A 16523-nucleotide genomic window follows, 5' to 3' on the forward strand; every position below is an offset into this window, starting at 1 on the left:
TTTATAAAAATAACCCCTGAGGAGACTTGATTCATGAAACAGATTGACGTTCACCAGCTAATTGACGAGGCACGTTTTAATCGCTTCCACTGGATGCTGCTGTTCTGGTGCGCACTGGTGATTATTTTTGATGGTTATGACCTCGTGATTTATGGCGTGGTACTGCCGAAACTGATGACAGAATGGGCGCTGACACCGTTACAGGCAGGTGCCCTGGGCAGCTATGCCTTATTCGGTATGATGTTTGGAGCCATGTTTTTCGGCCCTTTATCCGACAAGATCGGGCGCAAAAAAGTGATTGCGGCCTGCGTGACCTTATTCAGCGCCTTTACTTTTCTTAACGGCTTCGTCACTGACATGACTGAATTCGGTATCTGCCGTTTTATGGCGGGACTGGGTATCGGCGGTGTGATGCCGAACGTGGTGGCCCTGATGACGGAATACTCTCCTAAAAAAATCCGCAGCCTGCTGGTCACGATCATGTTCAGTGGCTATTCCGTCGGCGGCATGTTATCCGCCGGGCTGGGTATCTGGCTGATCCCGGCTTACGGCTGGTCTGCGGTATTTTTTGTCGCCATCATTCCCTTGTTGCTGTTGCCGCTGATTCTGTATTTTCTACCAGAATCTCCTGCTTTTTTACTGCACTCAAAAAATTACGTGCAAATGGAAAAGGTATTGCATCAGCTGAAGCCCGGTTTTCATCCGGCACAAGATGCCGAGTACCACTATGCGACCGGGAAAACAGCCGATCAGGCGCCACTGATTGCACTGTTCAGAAATAATCGTCTGCTGACCACACTGATGTTCTGGATTGCATTTTTCATGTGCCTGCTGATGGTCTACGCATTGGGCTCATGGTTGCCCAAACTGATGAATAAAGCCGGTTATCCACTGGGTTCCAGCCTGATGTTCCTGATGGTGTTAAATATCGGCGCAATTTTCGGTGCAATCGGCGGCGGATGGCTGGCAGACCAGTTTCATCCACGCCGCATCCTGACGATTTTCTTCATTATTGCCGCCGGTTCGATCAGTCTGCTGGGTATTAAGAGCAATACGCTGATGCTCAATATGCTGGTAGCCCTGGCCGGTGCGACAACAATCGGTACACAGATTCTGCTGTATGCCTATGTCGCACAGTATTATCCGCTGAGCATACGTTCCACCGGCATCGGCTGGGCTTCCGGTATCGGGCGCAGCGGCGCAATTCTCGGGCCAATTCTGGGAGGCACTTTGCTGAGTATGAATCTGCCCCTGGAGTTTAATTTTTATGCCTTTGCCATTCCTGGTGCGATTGCCTGTATCGCCATTTCCCTCGCCGGCAGACAAACGCAGACGCTGAGCAGCTAAACAACTTTCGTTTATCAAAAATGCCGGTTCTCAAAACCGGCATTTTTTCTTTGACAGATGATCGCTGGTCAGTCAGGCAGTCGCAGGCTGACTCACAGGCCCACTAAGTGCAGGGAGGTAGGCATCACAAAATTCCTGCGGCATACGCCGTACTTTTCCGGTGCTGATTTCAATGCAGACCAGCTGCCAGCATCCACGCAGTATCGTCACCTGATCCCGGTCGCGGATCAGCTGAAAACGCCGCTCCATCGTCAGCTTGCCATCGGTTGCCACCAGCCAGGTTGCCAGCGTCAGCTGTTCACCGAGCAGAGATGGCAGAATGTAATCATATTCCCCGTGCCGGATCGCCATTGCGCGGTTTAGCCGGTGATAATCTGCCAGCTTCATCCCCAGTTTTTCTGAATGCGCCCATGCCACCTCTTCGCACCAGCGGACATAGACGGCATTATTGGTGTGATGCAGCCCATCAATGTCATCCGCCTGCGGTGATACGGATAAGGTAAAAGCTTGTAAATAATCCCAAACCATAACGCGAATTTTTCCTATACTGTCCGACGAGGCGGCATGCATTGTGAAGCTGGCACATTATTCCATAGATTCACGATACCGCCCTCCCTACTGCACAGCATGGCATTACACACAGGAGTCACCATGAATATCAGCTCAGTATCCGGCGTATCAGGAAATATTTCTATTCCGGCAACGCAAAACACCCAGGAAACGGAAGAAGTGAAAAAAGCTGTTCCCGATAAGAGCAACAATCAGGATGACTCCGGTCTCAGCGCGGCAAAAACTGTTCAGCAAACGCAGAGTACGGCCGGATTAAATACCAGTGGTCAGCTTGTCGGCCAGCTCATTAATACCCAGGCCTGATGCGGTCTCAGACCGGCACGCCAAGAATCACGCTGGACGCCTTGAAAACGCCGGTGACCCGGCTGCCGGTATCCAGCGCCAGCGCCTGTGCACTTTCATTGGTAATCATCGCTGCCAGCACACCGCCTCCCGGTAAGGCGATGGTCATTTCAGTATTGACTGCACCGGCCTGAATCCGGGCGATTTCTCCTTGCAGCTGATTACGGGCTGACAAACGGATTCCGGCATCGTTTGCCATCACAATCACTGATGATGCCTTGATCAGCGCAAAAGCCTCGACACCGGGCGCCAGCCCCAGCTCTTCGGTACTGTCGTGCGTGATGATGGCGATGATTTGCTGACCACCCATAATGTCCAGCACAATTTCATCATTAACCGCCCCCTGTTTAATCTGGGCGACAGTCCCGAGATACTGGTTACGTGCGCTGGTTCTCATACCGATTTTCTTCATGAGTAAAAAATCATCCGCCATACCGGTCGCCTGCTGATCCAGATGCCGGATAAACTGACGATGTTCTGTTTCGATCACCCGGAAATTTTCCAGCAGTTGCCGGCCGCGTTGCGTCAGGTGTGTGCCGCCACCGCCTTTGCCGCCCGTCAACCGCTCAACGAGTGGCTCTCCGGCCAGATTATTCATGGTATCAATCGCATCCCAGGCGGCTTTGTAACTCATTTTCATCATTTTCGCCGCTTGTGTGATGGAACCACATTCAGCGATATACGCCAGCAGTGCCATCCGGCCTTTACCGCCGAGATTTTCACCATTGACCGTCATCCATACCGATCCATGCAGGGAGATTGTCTGTTCTTTTTGATCCATGAAATTATTTACCGTTGATCAATGCCGTGATCACTGCGGAAAGCAAATGGAATAATCCGGACACCGCCGGCACTGGGGAGCTTGTAAATTTTTTTGTCCCAGATGATGTCCGAGTTCCTGATAAATCCACTTCTTCCATTTCAAATGATGAATATTCCGTTCTGCCAGCGGTGCAAAGTAGTCCTGCAATAAACGCGATACCTCATCCCGGCCCTGCAATCCCAGATCCTGCCAGAGATGGCGCCCGCCCTGACAGGCAATAGCGAGCGCACGCGCCAGCCAGTCGGCCTGCTGCTTGTCGGCAGTGACAGAGCGATGCGTCATCAGCATATTTCGCAAAGGGTAAAAATCAGCAGGGACCGCTTGCAGCAATGCCAGATACTGTGCTTCCGGTATTGGCGTCAGTGCCCCCAGTTCAGGAAAGCGCTGCGCCAGCATTTGCCTGTATGCGGTCTGGGTCAGGCCGAGTGTCCAGGCAAATAAAGGCAGCTCACCTTCCTGCGCATGTCTGAGCACGCCAATGATTGTACGGTCCAACAAATCTTCCGGTCTGGATCTGGCCGCCTGCTCTGCCATGCGGTGTAAATCAAAAGTGTCCATCTTTTTAAAGCACTCCTGGTTCCTACTTAAACTGAATACGGCACTGACCAGCAGCTGTTTGCATCAATCAGTAATTCATCGGACTCACGCCAGCACGACAATCGCGGATGGATGCGCCTGCCTTTTCACGGCCAGTGTTGCGCCTGCCGCAGTAATTGCCCATGACGCAACTGCAGGACTTCTTCACCAAACACATCGGCATCCCGCTGATCATGCGTAATCAGCACCATCGGCACCTGTAACGACTGCTGCAAAGCATCCAGCTCGCAGCGCATGGCAATGCGCAAGACCGGGTCAAGTGCGGCAAAAGGCTCATCCAGCAGCAATGCCGCCGGTTTGGAAATCAGTGCGCGCGCCAGCGCTGTACGCTGTTTCTGTCCGCCGGACAATTCATGCGGAAACTGATGTGCCACGGCGTGCAGGCTGAACAGATCGAGCCAGTAACTGACTTGCGGATCACTGTTTTTGCGGTCAGGATTACGCCAGCCGCGACGCAGCCCAAACTCAATATTCTGACGGACATTCAGATGGGGAAATAAGGCATAGTCCTGGAACACGTAAGCAAGATGACGCATTTGCGGCGCAAGATTGATCTCTGCATCGGCATCAAACAAGGTGCGTCCGCCGATTTGTATATGTCCCTGATCCGGACGGATCAGTCCAGCCATCGCCTGAAGTGTCAGGCTTTTACCGGCACCGGATTCCCCCAGAATCACCAGCCGCTGACAGTCCGATTGCCATTGAATATCCAGCACAAACTGACGCTGTGCAGATCTGAACGTTTTATAAATCCGAAAATCGAATTGCATGATAAGTCATCCAACAGCGAACTTCAGGTCCTGACCCGGTGCGCAACCCGCCCCGGCGCCAGATACCCCGCCAGCCATAAAACGGCAATACACACCACAGACGTCATGAGCACCAGCATATTTGCCACATCATCCTGTCCGGCCTGCACTGCCTCATAAACGGCAATCGATAAAGTCTGGGTCTTACCAGGAATGCTGCCCGCAACCATCAAGGTGGCGCCGAACTCTCCCAGTGCACGGGCAAACGCCAGCAGCACGCCAGCCATAATCCCGCGCCATGCCAGCGGCAAGCTGACCCGGAAGAAAATCGCCATTTCAGAAACACCCAGCACCCGTGCCGCCTGTTCCAACTGCCCGTCAACGGCCTCAAATGCCGCCCGGGCCGGCTTAAACACCAGCGGAAACGCCACGATCGCAGCAGCAATCACCGCCCCCTGCCAGGTAAAAATCAGACTGATTCCAAACTGACTCTGCAGCCACCCACCCAGCCAGCTGCGCCGCCCCATCAACACCAGCAGGTAATACCCCAATACTGTCGGCGGCATGACCATCGGCAACGTCAGTAAGGTATCGAGCAAATTTCTGCCCCAAAATTGTTTCCGCGCCAGAACATAGCCAACCAAAATTCCCAGCAACAAATTCAGTGCCGTGGCACAACCCGCCACTTTCAACGACAACAGCAATGCACTCCATGCCAGCTCCATACCTCAGACTGTCCTCATGGTTTCAGGAAGCCGTATTTACCAAGAACCGCCTGACTCTGCGGCTGCAAAACAAACTGGATAAACCGCTTTGCTTCCTCCCGATGCGCGGCGTCCCTGATCGTGGCGATCGGATACGTAATCGGTATCGAAACCGGTACGTCAAAAGCCACCCTCACTTTATCCTTCATGATCACGGCATCCGTTGCATAAACAAAGCCGGCATCGACCTCACCGCGCGCCACATAATCGAGTGATTGCCGGACATTTTGGGTGCTGATCGCCTTACTTTCGAGTCCGGGCCACAACCTGGCAGACTCCAGTGCCCGCATGGTATACCGTCCGACAGGCACGCTCACAGGGTTGCCAATCGCAATCCGGTGAACTGAAGCTGCATTCAGATCCTCCAGACGATGCACATGCAGCCTGCTGTCAGCCGGTACCACCACCACCAGCGCATTCCTGACAAAATCATACCGTTCCGCAGCCACGACCAAGCCTTGCTTTTGCGCAGAATCCATCGTCTCCTGATCCGCCGAAGCCAGCACATCCACCGGCGCACCTTTGGCAATCTGCTGCAGCAAAGCCCCAGATGCCCCGAAGTTAAAAGAAACCTTTGCATCCGGATATTGCACCTCATAACTCTGAGCAATTTCTTTAAACGCATTCGTCAGGCTCGCTGCCGCCGACACCGTCAACTCGCCCGCCAGCGCAGCACCATGCAATACCAAACCACTCACTGCCAGTAAGCAATATCCAAAACCATTTTTCCGCATACAGCCTCCCGTCCATCACATATTTCGTAATATACACTGATATATAGCGCCTTATCAGCGATACTGACTGAAAAGATGTACTGAATACGGAATGCTTGAGTTAGGTCAGGACAGATGAAGATTTCCTCTGCTTGTCACATCGGACAGAACGGCTGGGGAAATTATTTAGGCCGATACGGCCAGGTACAATTAGGGCAGCACTATTTGGCAATCAAATAGTTACCATAAATTTTGTTTCAAAATATTTTTGCTGAGAATCTGAATTCATTTGGCGACTTACAAATAGATTTCACACAACGTCAGATAATCTTTAAATTTTTTTAATGCTGATGACTGAATTCTGTAATTCAAAGGAAGGGCGGTATAGCATCAAATACTGTCTTAACTAAAGGTAAAGGGTAACAACCCTAACTACCCTAAAAGTTACCCCAGAAATGTTGGGACGTAAAGATACTTAATGGGACATCATGAAACAAAAAACCCGCATTCTCTCTATGAAGAAGGCGGGTTATTGTACTTTGTGGAACCTGTTGAAACGCAGTTATGGTGCCCGAGGCCGGAATCGAACCGGCACGCCCCTTTTACGGAAAGCGGCGGATTTTAAGTCCGATGTGTCTACCTATTTCACCACTCGGGCCCAACTGCACCGGGAATGATATTCCCGATTCTGGAAAAAAAGCGCCCGAAAGCGCTTTTTAAATACTGGAGGCGGGGGTCGGGATCGAACCGGCGTCTACGGCTTTGCAGGCCGCTGCATAACCACTTTGCTACCCCGCCATGGATACTGACCTAACATTTCAGTCAGACACCTAACTCAACAAAAAAGGGAAGCTTTGCTCCCCCTTTATAACCTGGAGCGGGAAAAGAGTCTCGAACTCTCGACCTCAACCTTGGCAAGGTTGCGCTCTACCAACTGAGCTATTCCCGCATTTTCCTGATACATCAGGCACTACTGAATCTGGAGCGGGAAAAGAGTCTCGAACTCTCGACCTCAACCTTGGCAAGGTTGCGCTCTACCAACTGAGCTATTCCCGCATTTTGCTTTACTGCTTTTCGCTTGAAAACTTGGAGCGGGAAAAGAGTCTCGAACTCTCGACCTCAACCTTGGCAAGGTTGCGCTCTACCAACTGAGCTATTCCCGCATCAACGAAAGACCAGAATTATATAGGATATGCAGATTCTGTCAAGCTGCTACTCCATTTTTTCGGTCTTCTCTTTGATCATCGGCCAGGCTTTTTGTAAATAATATAGCATCGACCAAACAGTCAATACTGCAGCAATCAGCAGCAACCATGAGCCGAATATTTTGGTGTCGACGACACCAAACAAAATATCATAATAAAGCAGCATCGGTATCGCCAGCATCTGCGCTGTCGTTTTAATTTTCCCCAGCGAATTAACCGCGACGGATTTCGAAGCGCCGATCAGGGCCATCCACTCACGCAATGCAGAAATAGTGATTTCACGCCCAATAATGACGAAGGCGATTACGGCATTCACGCGGTCCAACTGGACTAACACCAGCAACGCACCTGCGACCATCAACTTATCTGCAACAGGATCAAGGAAAGCCCCAAACGATGAAGTCTGATTCCAGCGTCGCGCCAGAAAACCATCAAACCAGTCGGTCACTGCGGCAATGATAAATACCAGTGTCGATGCCACGCCCTTTTGAAATAACGTCAACCAGGTATCCGGCAAATAAAAGACGCCGACAACCAAGGGAATCAGCGCAACGCGCAACCATGTCAGCAATATCGGAAAATTAAAAGGCATGACCTTGTCGATAAAAAAATTTTCTTAATTATATGGGGCTATCGCAATCGCTTGTAAATTTCTTCTGCCAGATGGCGGGATATTCCTTCAACGCTTGCCAACTCTTCCACACTGGCGTCACTCACGCCCTTCAATCCGCCGAATCTGATCAATAATTTCTGACGTCGCTTTGGTCCCACACCTTCAATTTCATCCAGCTTCGACGTCTGCCTTGATTTGTCGCGTTTTGCGCGCATGCCTGTAATCGCAAAACGGTGAGCCTCATCGCGGATATGCGCGATCAGCATCAATGCCGCAGATTCTTTGCCAAGTTCTTTTTCCGAGCGGCCATCTGCAAACACCAAGGTTTCGAGACCGACTTTCCTGCCTTCGCCTTTGGCCACGCCAACAATCAAACTGACATCCAGTCCCAGCTCGGCAAAAACCTGCCGGGCCATTTCGACTTGTCCTTTTCCACCGTCAACCAGCACAATATCGGGCATCCGGATATCGTCACCTTCGGCATTGGCAATTTTTTCATAACGACGCAAGAGCACCTGACGCATCGCTGCATAATCATCGCCAGGCGTAATATCTTTGATGTTGTACCGCCGGTATTCTGCATTCTGCATTCCATGACGCTGATAGACGACGCAAGATGCCTGCGTTGCCTCGCCCTGGGTATGACTGATATCGAAGCACTCGATACGGAGCTGTTCAAGATCCTCCGAATCCAGTTCAAGCACGGATGCCAGCGCTGTGGTTCTCGATTGTTGCGATCCCTGCTCAGATAATAATCTCGCCAAAGCAAGCTGAGCGCCTTTAACCGCCATTTCAAGCCAGATGCGACGCTGCTCCTGAGGCAGGGATGTCAGATAAATTTTATGGCCACATTGTTCCGTCAGAGCCATGATAAGGTCAGGCGCATCAAATTCAATATTCATCACCAGCGTGGACGGAATAAACTGATCGACATAATGTTGCGCGATGAATGCCGCCATCACTTCCGCTTCTATCTGCTGCTCTGCCGTCAATCGCGCATCGTCGACATGCGCAGGAAAATAAGCCCTGTCCCCCAGATGACGCCCGCCGCGTATCATGGCGAGATTCACACATGCTTTCCCGCCCTCAACTAACACAGCAATAATATCGATATCGGCATTACCGGTCGTTTCCATACTTTGCTGATGCAATACCTTGGAGAGTGCCGACATCTGGTTTCTGACCGCGGCAGCCTGTTCAAACCGGAGATCAGCCGCATAAGCCAGCATCTTTGCTTCCATGCTCTGCAAAACCTGATCCTGCCGCCCGCGCAAAAAATCTGCCGCATGGGCAATATCTTCTGCATAGTCCTCCTTTGAAATCAGACCGACACAAGGTGCGCTGCACCGTTGAATCTGATATAGGAGGCAGGGTCTGGTGCGGTTTGCAAAGACACTGTCCTCGCAGGTGCGCAGAAGAAAAACCTTCTGCAAAATCTGCATGGACTCTTTAACAGCCCATCCTGATGGAAATGGTCCGAAATACTGATGCTTTTTATCGATGGCACCGCGGTAATACACCATACGCGGTGTTTTTTCGGATGTTATTTTCAGATAAGGATAAGATTTATCATCACGGAACAGAATGTTGTAGCGCGGCTTTAATGCCTTAATCAGATTGTTTTCCAATATCAGCGCTTCCGCCTCGCTACGTGTGACGGTCGTCTCCAAACGGGCGATCTTGTCCACCATCATTGCAATGCGCGGACTGGAAAGCGTTTTCTGAAAATAGCTGCTGACCCGCTTTTTCAGGTCTCTGGCTTTACCGACATAGAGAACCTGATCCTGGGTGTCAAAATAGCGATAGACACCTGGCAAATGCGGTAACTGTGCTACGGTCTCCAGAACTTGCTGGCGTCCGTTATCTGATGTGGAATCCTGCTCTGCATTCATATCTGGGCTGATGTTGTTTCGACGAGTGCGAAAGCGACTACATAATGCGCTTCATCGCTGAGCGTAATCAAGCCACGCAAGCGATTCGCCGTCATCCATTGTTCCAGCGTCCCGCTGACTGCCACTTCTGGCTTGCCCAATGCTGAATTGAGCGTCTCCATATTGTGCCATGTCATTGGCGCCCGGATTCCGGTTCCGATGGCTTTTGAAAATGCCTCTTTTGCAGCAAACCGGGTCGCCAGATAGCGGATCCCCTTTTCTTCGGCCAGCGCAAGACGCTGATAAAACACGTTCAGCTCCTGCTGCCCCAAAATTTTCCGGGCAAAATGTTCACCATTCCGCATATAGACTTCTCTGATGCGCGATAACTGAACAATATCGGTACCAATCCCGTAAATCATCCGCTCAGCATCCTTTCAGCCTGCTGCGGATCAGACCGGCCTTGATATGCCTGACGGACTGATGCAGCCCATCAAACACTGCGCGCCGAAAAACCGGGTCACCGGTATAGACTGTTTCAATCCCGGGAATCGCAGCCGCCACGTTGATCAACGGCTCTGACTCAGCATGGACATGCATATGCAGACCACACAGGATTGATTCTTTCTGCATTTCCTGTAACTGCTGGAGTAATCCGTCATCAACATCCGCCCGTCCCTCAGCAGCAGCTAAATGAATGCGGACACACGACACACCTGCCTTCGCGCTGGCCTGTATCTGACTGAATGAACCGTCAATCATCACCGTCGTGGCAATACCCATCGCTTTCAACTGAGTAATACGGCTTTGCACAATATCAAAATGACGGCAGACATCGACGACATTTGGATTGCCCCGATCATCCGGTTGACCAACCAGACAGATATGCGCTGGTTTGAGTGGCACTATTTTGTCCAGTATGATTGATTGCAGTTCGATACTGAACTGTAAAAAATGGCCGTATTCCTGCACATGCTGCGTCAAACTATCCAGTAAAAATGCATCTTTGGCCTGCAGATCAACATTAATGCTGTCAGCACCAGCCTCCGTCGCTGTCTGGCATATCTTCCGGAACATCCATACGCAATCATCTGTTGTCCGTGACCAATTCAACATGGAGTGCATGTTGATACCCAGATTAATCATCTGATGATGAGAGTGAATATTCATAGATTCTGCAAATCAATCAGTATCTGACGTGTATTTAAAGTGCTGCCTTGTAAGTGATGTCCCAAGACATGACGCATCAGCATTTTGCTCTGAAACTGCGTGACAGGGTCGCTGTAATCATCACTTTTCATATCCAGCAATGTTTTTCCGGATACAGCCGGCAAAGTGTCGCTCGCACGCATAGGTCGAACACCGGCATCAGGGTCCAATACATAATTCTGAACGGGATCAACGCTTTGTCTGGTATGGGTGCAAAAAGTAATATCTGCCAGCAATCCTGACTCGCGCAATAAAATCAGCTCAAATTGACGCAGTACAGCAGGCGCGGAAGTATCATGTGCCAGTTGGTTTAATGTTGATACATACTGGTCAAAAAGTGGTGTCTGCGGCTCTTCCCGGATCAGGAATTTAATCAGCAATTCATTCAGGTAAAAACCGCAAAGCAGTGCTGAGCGCTCCAGTGGACGCATCCCGCCCACCCAGTCGGCCGTCGTCAGCACACGGATTTCAGATTTCCCGGTCCACCCTACCTGCAGTGGCTGGAAAGTCTGCAGCACGCTGCGTAACTGCGAATGTGGTCGTTTGGCTCCTTTTGCGACCAGTGCGATACGGCCATAATCACGGGTCAGAACATCCAGAATCAGGCTGGTTTCTTTATAAGGCCATGAGTGAAGAATAAAAGCTGGCTGATTCTGAACCCGTTTTTCACGGGAAAGACTGGTGTGATTGCGCCGGTTGTCTGCGTTGCGTTGTAACCTGAAATCAGAAAGTGTTACCTCACCGCCCGGCGAAATGTGATCTTCTGATGCTGCAATCTGAGACTCATCTGCCATGTGCAGTTTTACTCATACCCGTAGGCGCGTAAACCAGCCTCGTTGTCAGCCCATCCGGATTTGACCTTTACCCAGATCTCGAGATAGACGGGGCCGCCAAACAACTTCTCCATATCGATTCTGGACTGAGTGGAAATTTCCTTCAGGCGGGCACCTTTATTTCCGATGACCATGGATTTATGTCCGTCCCGATCAACCAGAATCGCCACAAAAACACGGCGCAAATTCCCTTCCTGCTCAAACTTTTCAATCAGTACCGTGCTGGTGTACGGCAACTCATCGCCGACAAAGCGAAATAATTTTTCCCGCACGATTTCGGCAGCCAGAAATTTCTCGCTCCGGTCAGTAATATCATCCTCGGCAAACATCGGCGGATTTTCAGGTAAATGCCTGCGGATTTCACCTTCCAGGTTGTCCAGCTGAAAACGCAGCGTTGCAGACACCGGCACTACGGCGGTAAAGGGGAAAAGCGCTGCCACCTTTTGCGCAAAAGGCATCATGATCGCCTTATCTTTCATACGATCCGATTTATTGATGACCAGAATGCATGGAACATTTTTGGGCAGCAGATCCAGTACCTGCTGATCCGGCGCGCCAAATGTGCCCGCTTCCACAATCAACAAGATGACGTCTGCAGCGGTCAGCGTGGTCGTCACCGTACGGTTTAAAGTGCGGTTCAGCGCATTTGCGTGACGGGTCTGAAAACCAGGAGTATCGATATAAACGAATTGGGTATTGTCTTTAGTCTGTATACCCGTAATACGGTGCCTTGTCGTCTGCGCCTTACGGGAAGTAATGCTGACTTTCGCCCCAATCAGGGCATTCATTAATGTCGATTTACCGACATTCGGCCGGCCGACAATAGCAATATACCCACAACGAAACTCGGGATTGTCTGGTAATTCATTCATGGGGTCATCAGGCTGTTTTTGGATGTTGAGTGGAAGCGGGCTGATCAGTCGCGGTGATGCCTTCGATCGCTGAAGTATTGGAAGGCGCTCCGTCATGCAAATCATGATCCTGGCCTGCGGTCTGATCCGACTGCGGTGTGGCGATGCCGGCCAGTTTCAGCTGGGCTGCGCGTGGCTTTGATTTTCGTGAGGCAGGTGTCTTTGCCAATGCCACGACGGCGGTTTCTAGCGCCAGTTTAGCAGCCGCCTGTTCCCCGGCGCGACGGCTTCCTCCGGTACCAAATACCTGAATATCGAGTTTAGGAACCAGACATTCGATTTCAAATTCCTGATTATGAGCAGCGCCACGCGTTGCGACGACATTGTACTGAGGCAGGGCAATTTTCTTACTCTGCAAAAATTCCTGCAGCAATGTCTTTGCATCTTTACCCAGAGTCGTCGGATCGACGACTGCCAGAACCGGTGCGTACAATGCGCGTATCACTTCACGTGCTGCATCAAAACCGGCGTCCAGAAATATCGCGCCAAAAAGCGCTTCCAGAGTATCTGCCAGAATAGAAGGACGGCGAAAGCCACCGGACTTCAGCTCACCTTCTCCCAGCCGCAAAAACTGCGACAGTTCAATACGTTGGGCAATCTCATACAAGGACTGTTGTTTTACCAGATTCGCCCGGACACGTGACAAATCACCTTCGTCGATATCGGCAAAACTATCAAATAACAGGGAAGCAATAACGCAATTCAGAATTGAATCGCCCAGAAACTCCAGACGCTCGTTGTGCGTGCCACTATGGCTGCGATGTGTGAGCGCCTGCTGCAATAAAGCGGGATTATTAAACTGGTATCCCAGCCTTTTCTGCAATAACTGAAAATTCATACGTCTGTCTGCTTATTCTGTTTTCTTGGGTGCATAACCATTTTTTGCTGTTGTACCTTCATACTCCAGCAACAAACTTGCCGGGCCGAACAATGGAATTTTTTTCTGATACGAAAAACTCACATCAATTTCACCGTCATTTCTGGTCACGATCAGATCTTTCCCTTCGATCGAGGTGATGTAGTTCACTTCTGCCTGTTTATCAAAAACCTTATGAATCTCAGCAACCGTTGTCCCTCCGTTTTTTGCAGCGATGATCGCCTTCTTGATGGAGACATATTCAATCGCAGTGGGGACTACTTTCATCGCCAGAATTGCCAGCAAGATCAGAATACCCAAAGAAAAAATTAATCCAAATAAAGAAATGCCGCGCTGAGAATGCAGCGAATACCGTTGTTCAACCCACATTTTTTTCATATCGAACCCTGTCCGTTTTAATGAAAGCTGCCAATACGTTTGATATTACCCAGATTCATCCAGATAAAAAATGCCTTACCAACAATATTTTGATCAGGAACGAACCCCCAGTAACGGCTGTCAAGGCTGTTATCACGGTTATCGCCCATCATAAAATAATGTCCCTCAGGTACAACACATGAAAAACCTTCGTTGTCGTATGAGCAATTTTCCCGCTTAGGAAAATTAAACGGATCATTCACAAAGGCCGGAGCCCGATCGTCATTCAGTATCCTGTGTGAAACACCGTTCAGATTTTCAGTCAGTTGTCTGGAGTAATTCAGATGTTCTTCATCCAGAAAATCAGGCATCGTCTGATAAGACAGTGGCTGACCGTTAATCAGCAAGCGCTTGTTACGGTAAACCACCTTATCACCCGGAACACCGACAACACGCTTAATGTAATCCACTGTCGGATCAACCGGATATTTGAATACCATGACATCGCCACGCTTTGGATTATTCAACTCAATCACTTTTTTATTAATGACCGGCAGGCGAATCCCGTATTCAAATTTATTAACCAGAATCAGATCGCCCACATATAAGGTGGGGAGCATCGAGCTGGACGGGATTTTAAATGGCTCATAAAGAAAAGAGCGAAGGAAAAAAACCAGGGCAATCACGGGGAAAAAGCTGCCTGAGTATTCCACCCAGACTGGCTGTCGCAAAATTTTTGCTTCCAGCTCAGCGCGGTCTACCTGATCAACTTTAATACCCTCCGATGCCAGCCTGGCCTGACGCGTACCCAATTCTGCCAATGCCTTGTCTGCGGCGGCTCTGCGCTGTTTTGACAGAACAAACATATCGAGAAACCAGACAATACCTGTGCCGATTGTCAGGACAAATAAAATCAGTGCAAAATTTCCCAGAATCGACTGAAAACTCATTTTTCATCCACTTGTAAAATTGCCAAAAATGCTTCCTGCGGAATTTCCACAGAACCAACTTGTTTCATGCGCTTTTTACCCGCTTTTTGCTTTTCAAGCAATTTGCGTTTACGACTGATATCCCCGCCGTAACATTTTGCCAGAACGTTTTTACGCAAAGCTTTGACATTTTCACGGGAAATAATATTGGAGCCAATCGCCGCCTGAATCGCGACATCAAACATCTGCCGGGGAATCAGTTCACGCATCTTGGCCGCCACAGCACGTCCACGGAACTGGCTGTTGGCACGATGGACAATAATCGCCAGTGCATCGACTTTTTCGCTGTTAATCAGCATGTCAACTTTTACCACGTCCGCAGCACGGTTTTCCTTGAACTCGTAATCCATAGAAGCGTAGCCACGTGACGTAGATTTGAGGCGGTCAAAGAAATCCAGAACGATTTCGGCCATCGGCATTTCATAGGTCAGTTTCACCTGACGTCCGTGATAACTCATGTCCATCTGCACACCACGCTTCTGGGTGCAAAGAGTAATCACAGAACCGACGTATTCCTGCGGCATATAGAGATTGACGGTGACGATTGGTTCCCGAATCTCTTCAATCTTGGATGGATCGGGCATCTTGGAAGGATTATCGACCATAAGAATGGTGCCATCCGCCATCACTACCTCATAAACAACCGTCGGTGCGGTTGTAATGAGATCCATGTCAAACTCCCGCTCAAGACGCTCCTGCACGATTTCCATATGCAGCAGTCCGAGGAATCCACACCGGAAACCAAAGCCAAGCGCCTGTGATACTTCAGGCTCGTACATCAGTGCCGCATCGTTCAGCTTCAGTTTTTCAAGAGAATCTCTGAGCGCGTCATACTGATTCGCTTCTACAGGAAACAATCCGGCAAACACCTGCGGCTGAACCTCTTTAAAACCGGGCAGCGGCGTCGTTGCAGGACGGTTTGCCACAGTAATGGTGTCCCCCACTTTGGCAGCCTTCAGTTCTTTAATCCCGGCGATCACAAATCCGACCTGACCTGCCGTTAACTGATCGCGGGACAAAGATTTCGGCGTAAAAACACCGACCGATTCCACCAGATGCTGTGCCTCAGTCGCCATAAACAAGATTTTATCTTTAGGGCGCAGAGTACCATTCACAATACGAACCAGCATTACCACACCGACATAATTATCGAACCATGAATCGATAATTAATGCCTGCAATGGTGCCGTCGGATCACCTTTCGGTGGCGGAACCTTTGCAATCAGGGATTCAAGCACATCCTCAACGCCCAGCCCAGTTTTAGCAGAGCAGTGGACAGCATCGCTTGCATCAATGCCGATTACTTCTTCAATTTCTTTGCGGGCATTCTCAGGGTCGGCAGACGGCAAATCAATTTTATTCAATACGGGAACAACTTCCACTCCCAATTCGATAGCCGTGTAGCAGTTGGCAACCGTCTGAGCTTCCACACCCTGCGATGCATCCACCACCAGCAAAGCGCCTTCACAGGCGGAGAGAGAACGGCTGACTTCGTAACTGAAATCGACATGCCCGGGAGTGTCAATCAGGTTCAGATTATAGATCTGGCCATCCCGCGCCTTATAATGCAGCGCCGCAGTCTGCGCCTTGATGGTAATCCCCCGTTCACGCTCGATATCCATAGAATCAAGAACCTGAGCTTCCATCTCACGATCAGACAGTCCGCCACACAGTTGAATAATCCGATCAGCCAGCGTTGATTTACCGTGATCGATATGGGCAATAATAGAAAAATTCCGGATGTTATTCATTG

Annotated in this window: 18 protein-coding genes and 5 tRNA genes; 2 read left to right on the forward strand and 21 right to left on the reverse strand. The window is 50.1% G+C overall.

Annotation, left to right across the window (positions count from 1 at the left end):
* Positions 1–33: 33 nt before the first annotated feature.
* Positions 34–1347: an MFS transporter gene (locus H8K27_RS14005; protein ID WP_186863814.1), complete on the forward strand. Its 1314-nt coding sequence runs from the start codon at positions 34–36 to the stop codon at positions 1345–1347.
* A gap of 72 nt (positions 1348–1419) precedes the next feature.
* Here the strand turns inward: H8K27_RS14005 and H8K27_RS14010 are convergent, their stop codons facing one another.
* Positions 1420–1875, reverse strand: a complete 456-nt coding sequence (locus H8K27_RS14010; RefSeq protein ID WP_186863815.1) for an acyl-CoA thioesterase — start codon at positions 1873–1875, stop codon at positions 1420–1422.
* 123 nt (positions 1876–1998) lie between these two features.
* Between H8K27_RS14010 and H8K27_RS14015 the strand changes: the two genes are divergently transcribed.
* Positions 1999–2220 carry a hypothetical protein gene (locus H8K27_RS14015; RefSeq protein WP_186863816.1) on the forward strand — a complete coding sequence of 74 codons (222 nt, stop codon included), beginning with the start codon at positions 1999–2001 and terminating at the stop codon, positions 2218–2220.
* Positions 2221–2227: 7 nt separating this feature from the next.
* Here H8K27_RS14015 and H8K27_RS14020 read toward each other — a convergent pair whose 3' ends face one another.
* From H8K27_RS14020 to lepA, 20 genes are all read right to left on the reverse strand, one after another.
* A complete protein-coding gene (locus H8K27_RS14020) occupies positions 2228–3040 on the reverse strand; it encodes a TOBE domain-containing protein (RefSeq protein ID WP_186863817.1) in 813 nt (270 codons plus the stop codon).
* A gap of 30 nt (positions 3041–3070) precedes the next feature.
* Positions 3071–3640: a nitrogen fixation protein NifQ gene (locus tag H8K27_RS14025; protein WP_186863818.1), complete on the reverse strand. Its 570-nt coding sequence runs from the start codon at positions 3638–3640 to the stop codon at positions 3071–3073.
* Positions 3641–3765: 125 nt separating this feature from the next.
* A complete protein-coding gene (locus H8K27_RS14030) occupies positions 3766–4449 on the reverse strand; it encodes an ABC transporter ATP-binding protein (RefSeq protein WP_186863819.1) in 684 nt (227 codons plus the stop codon).
* Between the two features lie 23 nt (positions 4450–4472).
* On the reverse strand, positions 4473–5153 hold the full coding sequence (modB, locus tag H8K27_RS14035; protein ID WP_186863820.1) for a molybdate ABC transporter permease subunit: 681 nt from the start codon (positions 5151–5153) through the stop codon (positions 4473–4475).
* A gap of 14 nt (positions 5154–5167) precedes the next feature.
* Positions 5168–5926, reverse strand: coding sequence for a molybdate ABC transporter substrate-binding protein (gene modA, locus H8K27_RS14040; RefSeq protein WP_186863821.1), 759 nt, complete (start codon positions 5924–5926; stop codon positions 5168–5170).
* Positions 5927–6470: 544 nt separating this feature from the next.
* Positions 6471–6563: transfer RNA gene (locus H8K27_RS14045), tRNA-Leu, on the reverse strand.
* 66 nt (positions 6564–6629) lie between these two features.
* Positions 6630–6703 (reverse strand) — tRNA-Cys (locus tag H8K27_RS14050).
* 75 nt (positions 6704–6778) lie between these two features.
* Positions 6779–6854: transfer RNA gene (locus H8K27_RS14055), tRNA-Gly, on the reverse strand.
* Between the two features lie 31 nt (positions 6855–6885).
* Positions 6886–6961: transfer RNA gene (locus tag H8K27_RS14060), tRNA-Gly, on the reverse strand.
* Positions 6962–6992: 31 nt separating this feature from the next.
* Positions 6993–7068: transfer RNA gene (locus H8K27_RS14065), tRNA-Gly, on the reverse strand.
* Positions 7069–7117: 49 nt separating this feature from the next.
* Positions 7118–7702: a CDP-diacylglycerol--glycerol-3-phosphate 3-phosphatidyltransferase gene (gene pgsA, locus H8K27_RS14070; RefSeq protein ID WP_186863822.1), complete on the reverse strand. Its 585-nt coding sequence runs from the start codon at positions 7700–7702 to the stop codon at positions 7118–7120.
* Between the two features lie 38 nt (positions 7703–7740).
* Positions 7741–9615 (reverse strand): excinuclease ABC subunit UvrC, encoded by a 1875-nt coding sequence (gene uvrC, locus H8K27_RS14075; RefSeq protein WP_186863823.1) that lies wholly within the window; start codon positions 9613–9615, stop codon positions 7741–7743.
* Positions 9612–10016: a holo-ACP synthase gene (gene acpS / locus H8K27_RS14080; RefSeq protein WP_186863824.1), complete on the reverse strand. Its 405-nt coding sequence runs from the start codon at positions 10014–10016 to the stop codon at positions 9612–9614. The genes uvrC and acpS overlap by 4 nt, the downstream gene beginning before the upstream one ends.
* Before the next feature lie 4 nt (positions 10017–10020).
* Positions 10021–10764 carry a pyridoxine 5'-phosphate synthase gene (locus H8K27_RS14085; RefSeq protein ID WP_186863825.1) on the reverse strand — a complete coding sequence of 248 codons (744 nt, stop codon included), beginning with the start codon at positions 10762–10764 and terminating at the stop codon, positions 10021–10023.
* Positions 10761–11597 (reverse strand): DNA repair protein RecO, encoded by an 837-nt coding sequence (gene recO, locus H8K27_RS14090; RefSeq protein WP_186863826.1) that lies wholly within the window; start codon positions 11595–11597, stop codon positions 10761–10763. The genes H8K27_RS14085 and recO overlap by 4 nt, the downstream gene beginning before the upstream one ends.
* 8 nt (positions 11598–11605) lie before the next feature.
* Positions 11606–12508, reverse strand: a complete 903-nt coding sequence (gene era / locus H8K27_RS14095; protein WP_186863827.1) for a GTPase Era — start codon at positions 12506–12508, stop codon at positions 11606–11608.
* 7 nt (positions 12509–12515) lie between these two features.
* Positions 12516–13385, reverse strand: coding sequence for a ribonuclease III (gene rnc, locus H8K27_RS14100; RefSeq protein WP_186863828.1), 870 nt, complete (start codon positions 13383–13385; stop codon positions 12516–12518).
* A gap of 12 nt (positions 13386–13397) precedes the next feature.
* Positions 13398–13793, reverse strand: a complete 396-nt coding sequence (locus H8K27_RS14105) for a DUF4845 domain-containing protein (protein ID WP_186863829.1) — start codon at positions 13791–13793, stop codon at positions 13398–13400.
* Between the two features lie 26 nt (positions 13794–13819).
* On the reverse strand, positions 13820–14731 hold the full coding sequence (gene lepB, locus H8K27_RS14110; RefSeq protein WP_186863830.1) for a signal peptidase I: 912 nt from the start codon (positions 14729–14731) through the stop codon (positions 13820–13822).
* Positions 14728–16521: a translation elongation factor 4 gene (gene lepA / locus H8K27_RS14115; RefSeq protein ID WP_186863831.1), complete on the reverse strand. Its 1794-nt coding sequence runs from the start codon at positions 16519–16521 to the stop codon at positions 14728–14730. The genes lepB and lepA overlap by 4 nt, the downstream gene beginning before the upstream one ends.
* Positions 16522–16523 lie beyond the last annotated feature (2 nt).

The sequence above is a fragment of the Cognatundibacterium griseum genome, assembly GCF_014284195.1.
Lineage (GTDB): Bacteria > Pseudomonadota > Gammaproteobacteria > Burkholderiales > Burkholderiaceae_D > Undibacterium > Undibacterium griseum.

What these genes read in the sequence shown, in the direction of transcription:
- H8K27_RS14025 (WP_186863818.1), bottom strand. Translation starts at nt 3,640, where the DNA reads ATGGACACTTTTGATTTACACCGCATGGCAGAGCAGGCGGCCAGATCC.
- H8K27_RS14030 (WP_186863819.1), bottom strand. Translation starts at nt 4,449, where the DNA reads ATGCAATTCGATTTTCGGATTTATAAAACGTTCAGATCTGCACAGCGT.
- H8K27_RS14085 (WP_186863825.1), bottom strand. Translation starts at nt 10,764, where the DNA reads ATGAATATTCACTCTCATCATCAGATGATTAATCTGGGTATCAACATG.
- H8K27_RS14010 (WP_186863815.1), bottom strand. Translation starts at nt 1,875, where the DNA reads ATGGTTTGGGATTATTTACAAGCTTTTACCTTATCCGTATCACCGCAG.
- acpS (WP_186863824.1), bottom strand. Translation starts at nt 10,016, where the DNA reads ATGATTTACGGGATTGGTACCGATATTGTTCAGTTATCGCGCATCAGA.
- rnc (WP_186863828.1), bottom strand. Translation starts at nt 13,385, where the DNA reads ATGAATTTTCAGTTATTGCAGAAAAGGCTGGGATACCAGTTTAATAAT.
- H8K27_RS14020 (WP_186863817.1), bottom strand. Translation starts at nt 3,040, where the DNA reads ATGGATCAAAAAGAACAGACAATCTCCCTGCATGGATCGGTATGGATG.
- lepA (WP_186863831.1), bottom strand. Translation starts at nt 16,521, where the DNA reads ATGAATAACATCCGGAATTTTTCTATTATTGCCCATATCGATCACGGT.
- lepB (WP_186863830.1), bottom strand. Translation starts at nt 14,731, where the DNA reads ATGAGTTTTCAGTCGATTCTGGGAAATTTTGCACTGATTTTATTTGTC.
- H8K27_RS14105 (WP_186863829.1), bottom strand. Translation starts at nt 13,793, where the DNA reads ATGTGGGTTGAACAACGGTATTCGCTGCATTCTCAGCGCGGCATTTCT.
- modA (WP_186863821.1), bottom strand. Translation starts at nt 5,926, where the DNA reads ATGCGGAAAAATGGTTTTGGATATTGCTTACTGGCAGTGAGTGGTTTG.
- H8K27_RS14015 (WP_186863816.1), top strand. Translation starts at nt 1,999, where the DNA reads ATGAATATCAGCTCAGTATCCGGCGTATCAGGAAATATTTCTATTCCG.
- pgsA (WP_186863822.1), bottom strand. Translation starts at nt 7,702, where the DNA reads ATGCCTTTTAATTTTCCGATATTGCTGACATGGTTGCGCGTTGCGCTG.
- uvrC (WP_186863823.1), bottom strand. Translation starts at nt 9,615, where the DNA reads ATGAATGCAGAGCAGGATTCCACATCAGATAACGGACGCCAGCAAGTT.
- recO (WP_186863826.1), bottom strand. Translation starts at nt 11,597, where the DNA reads ATGGCAGATGAGTCTCAGATTGCAGCATCAGAAGATCACATTTCGCCG.
- modB (WP_186863820.1), bottom strand. Translation starts at nt 5,153, where the DNA reads ATGGAGCTGGCATGGAGTGCATTGCTGTTGTCGTTGAAAGTGGCGGGT.
- era (WP_186863827.1), bottom strand. Translation starts at nt 12,508, where the DNA reads ATGAATGAATTACCAGACAATCCCGAGTTTCGTTGTGGGTATATTGCT.
- H8K27_RS14005 (WP_186863814.1), top strand. Translation starts at nt 34, where the DNA reads ATGAAACAGATTGACGTTCACCAGCTAATTGACGAGGCACGTTTTAAT.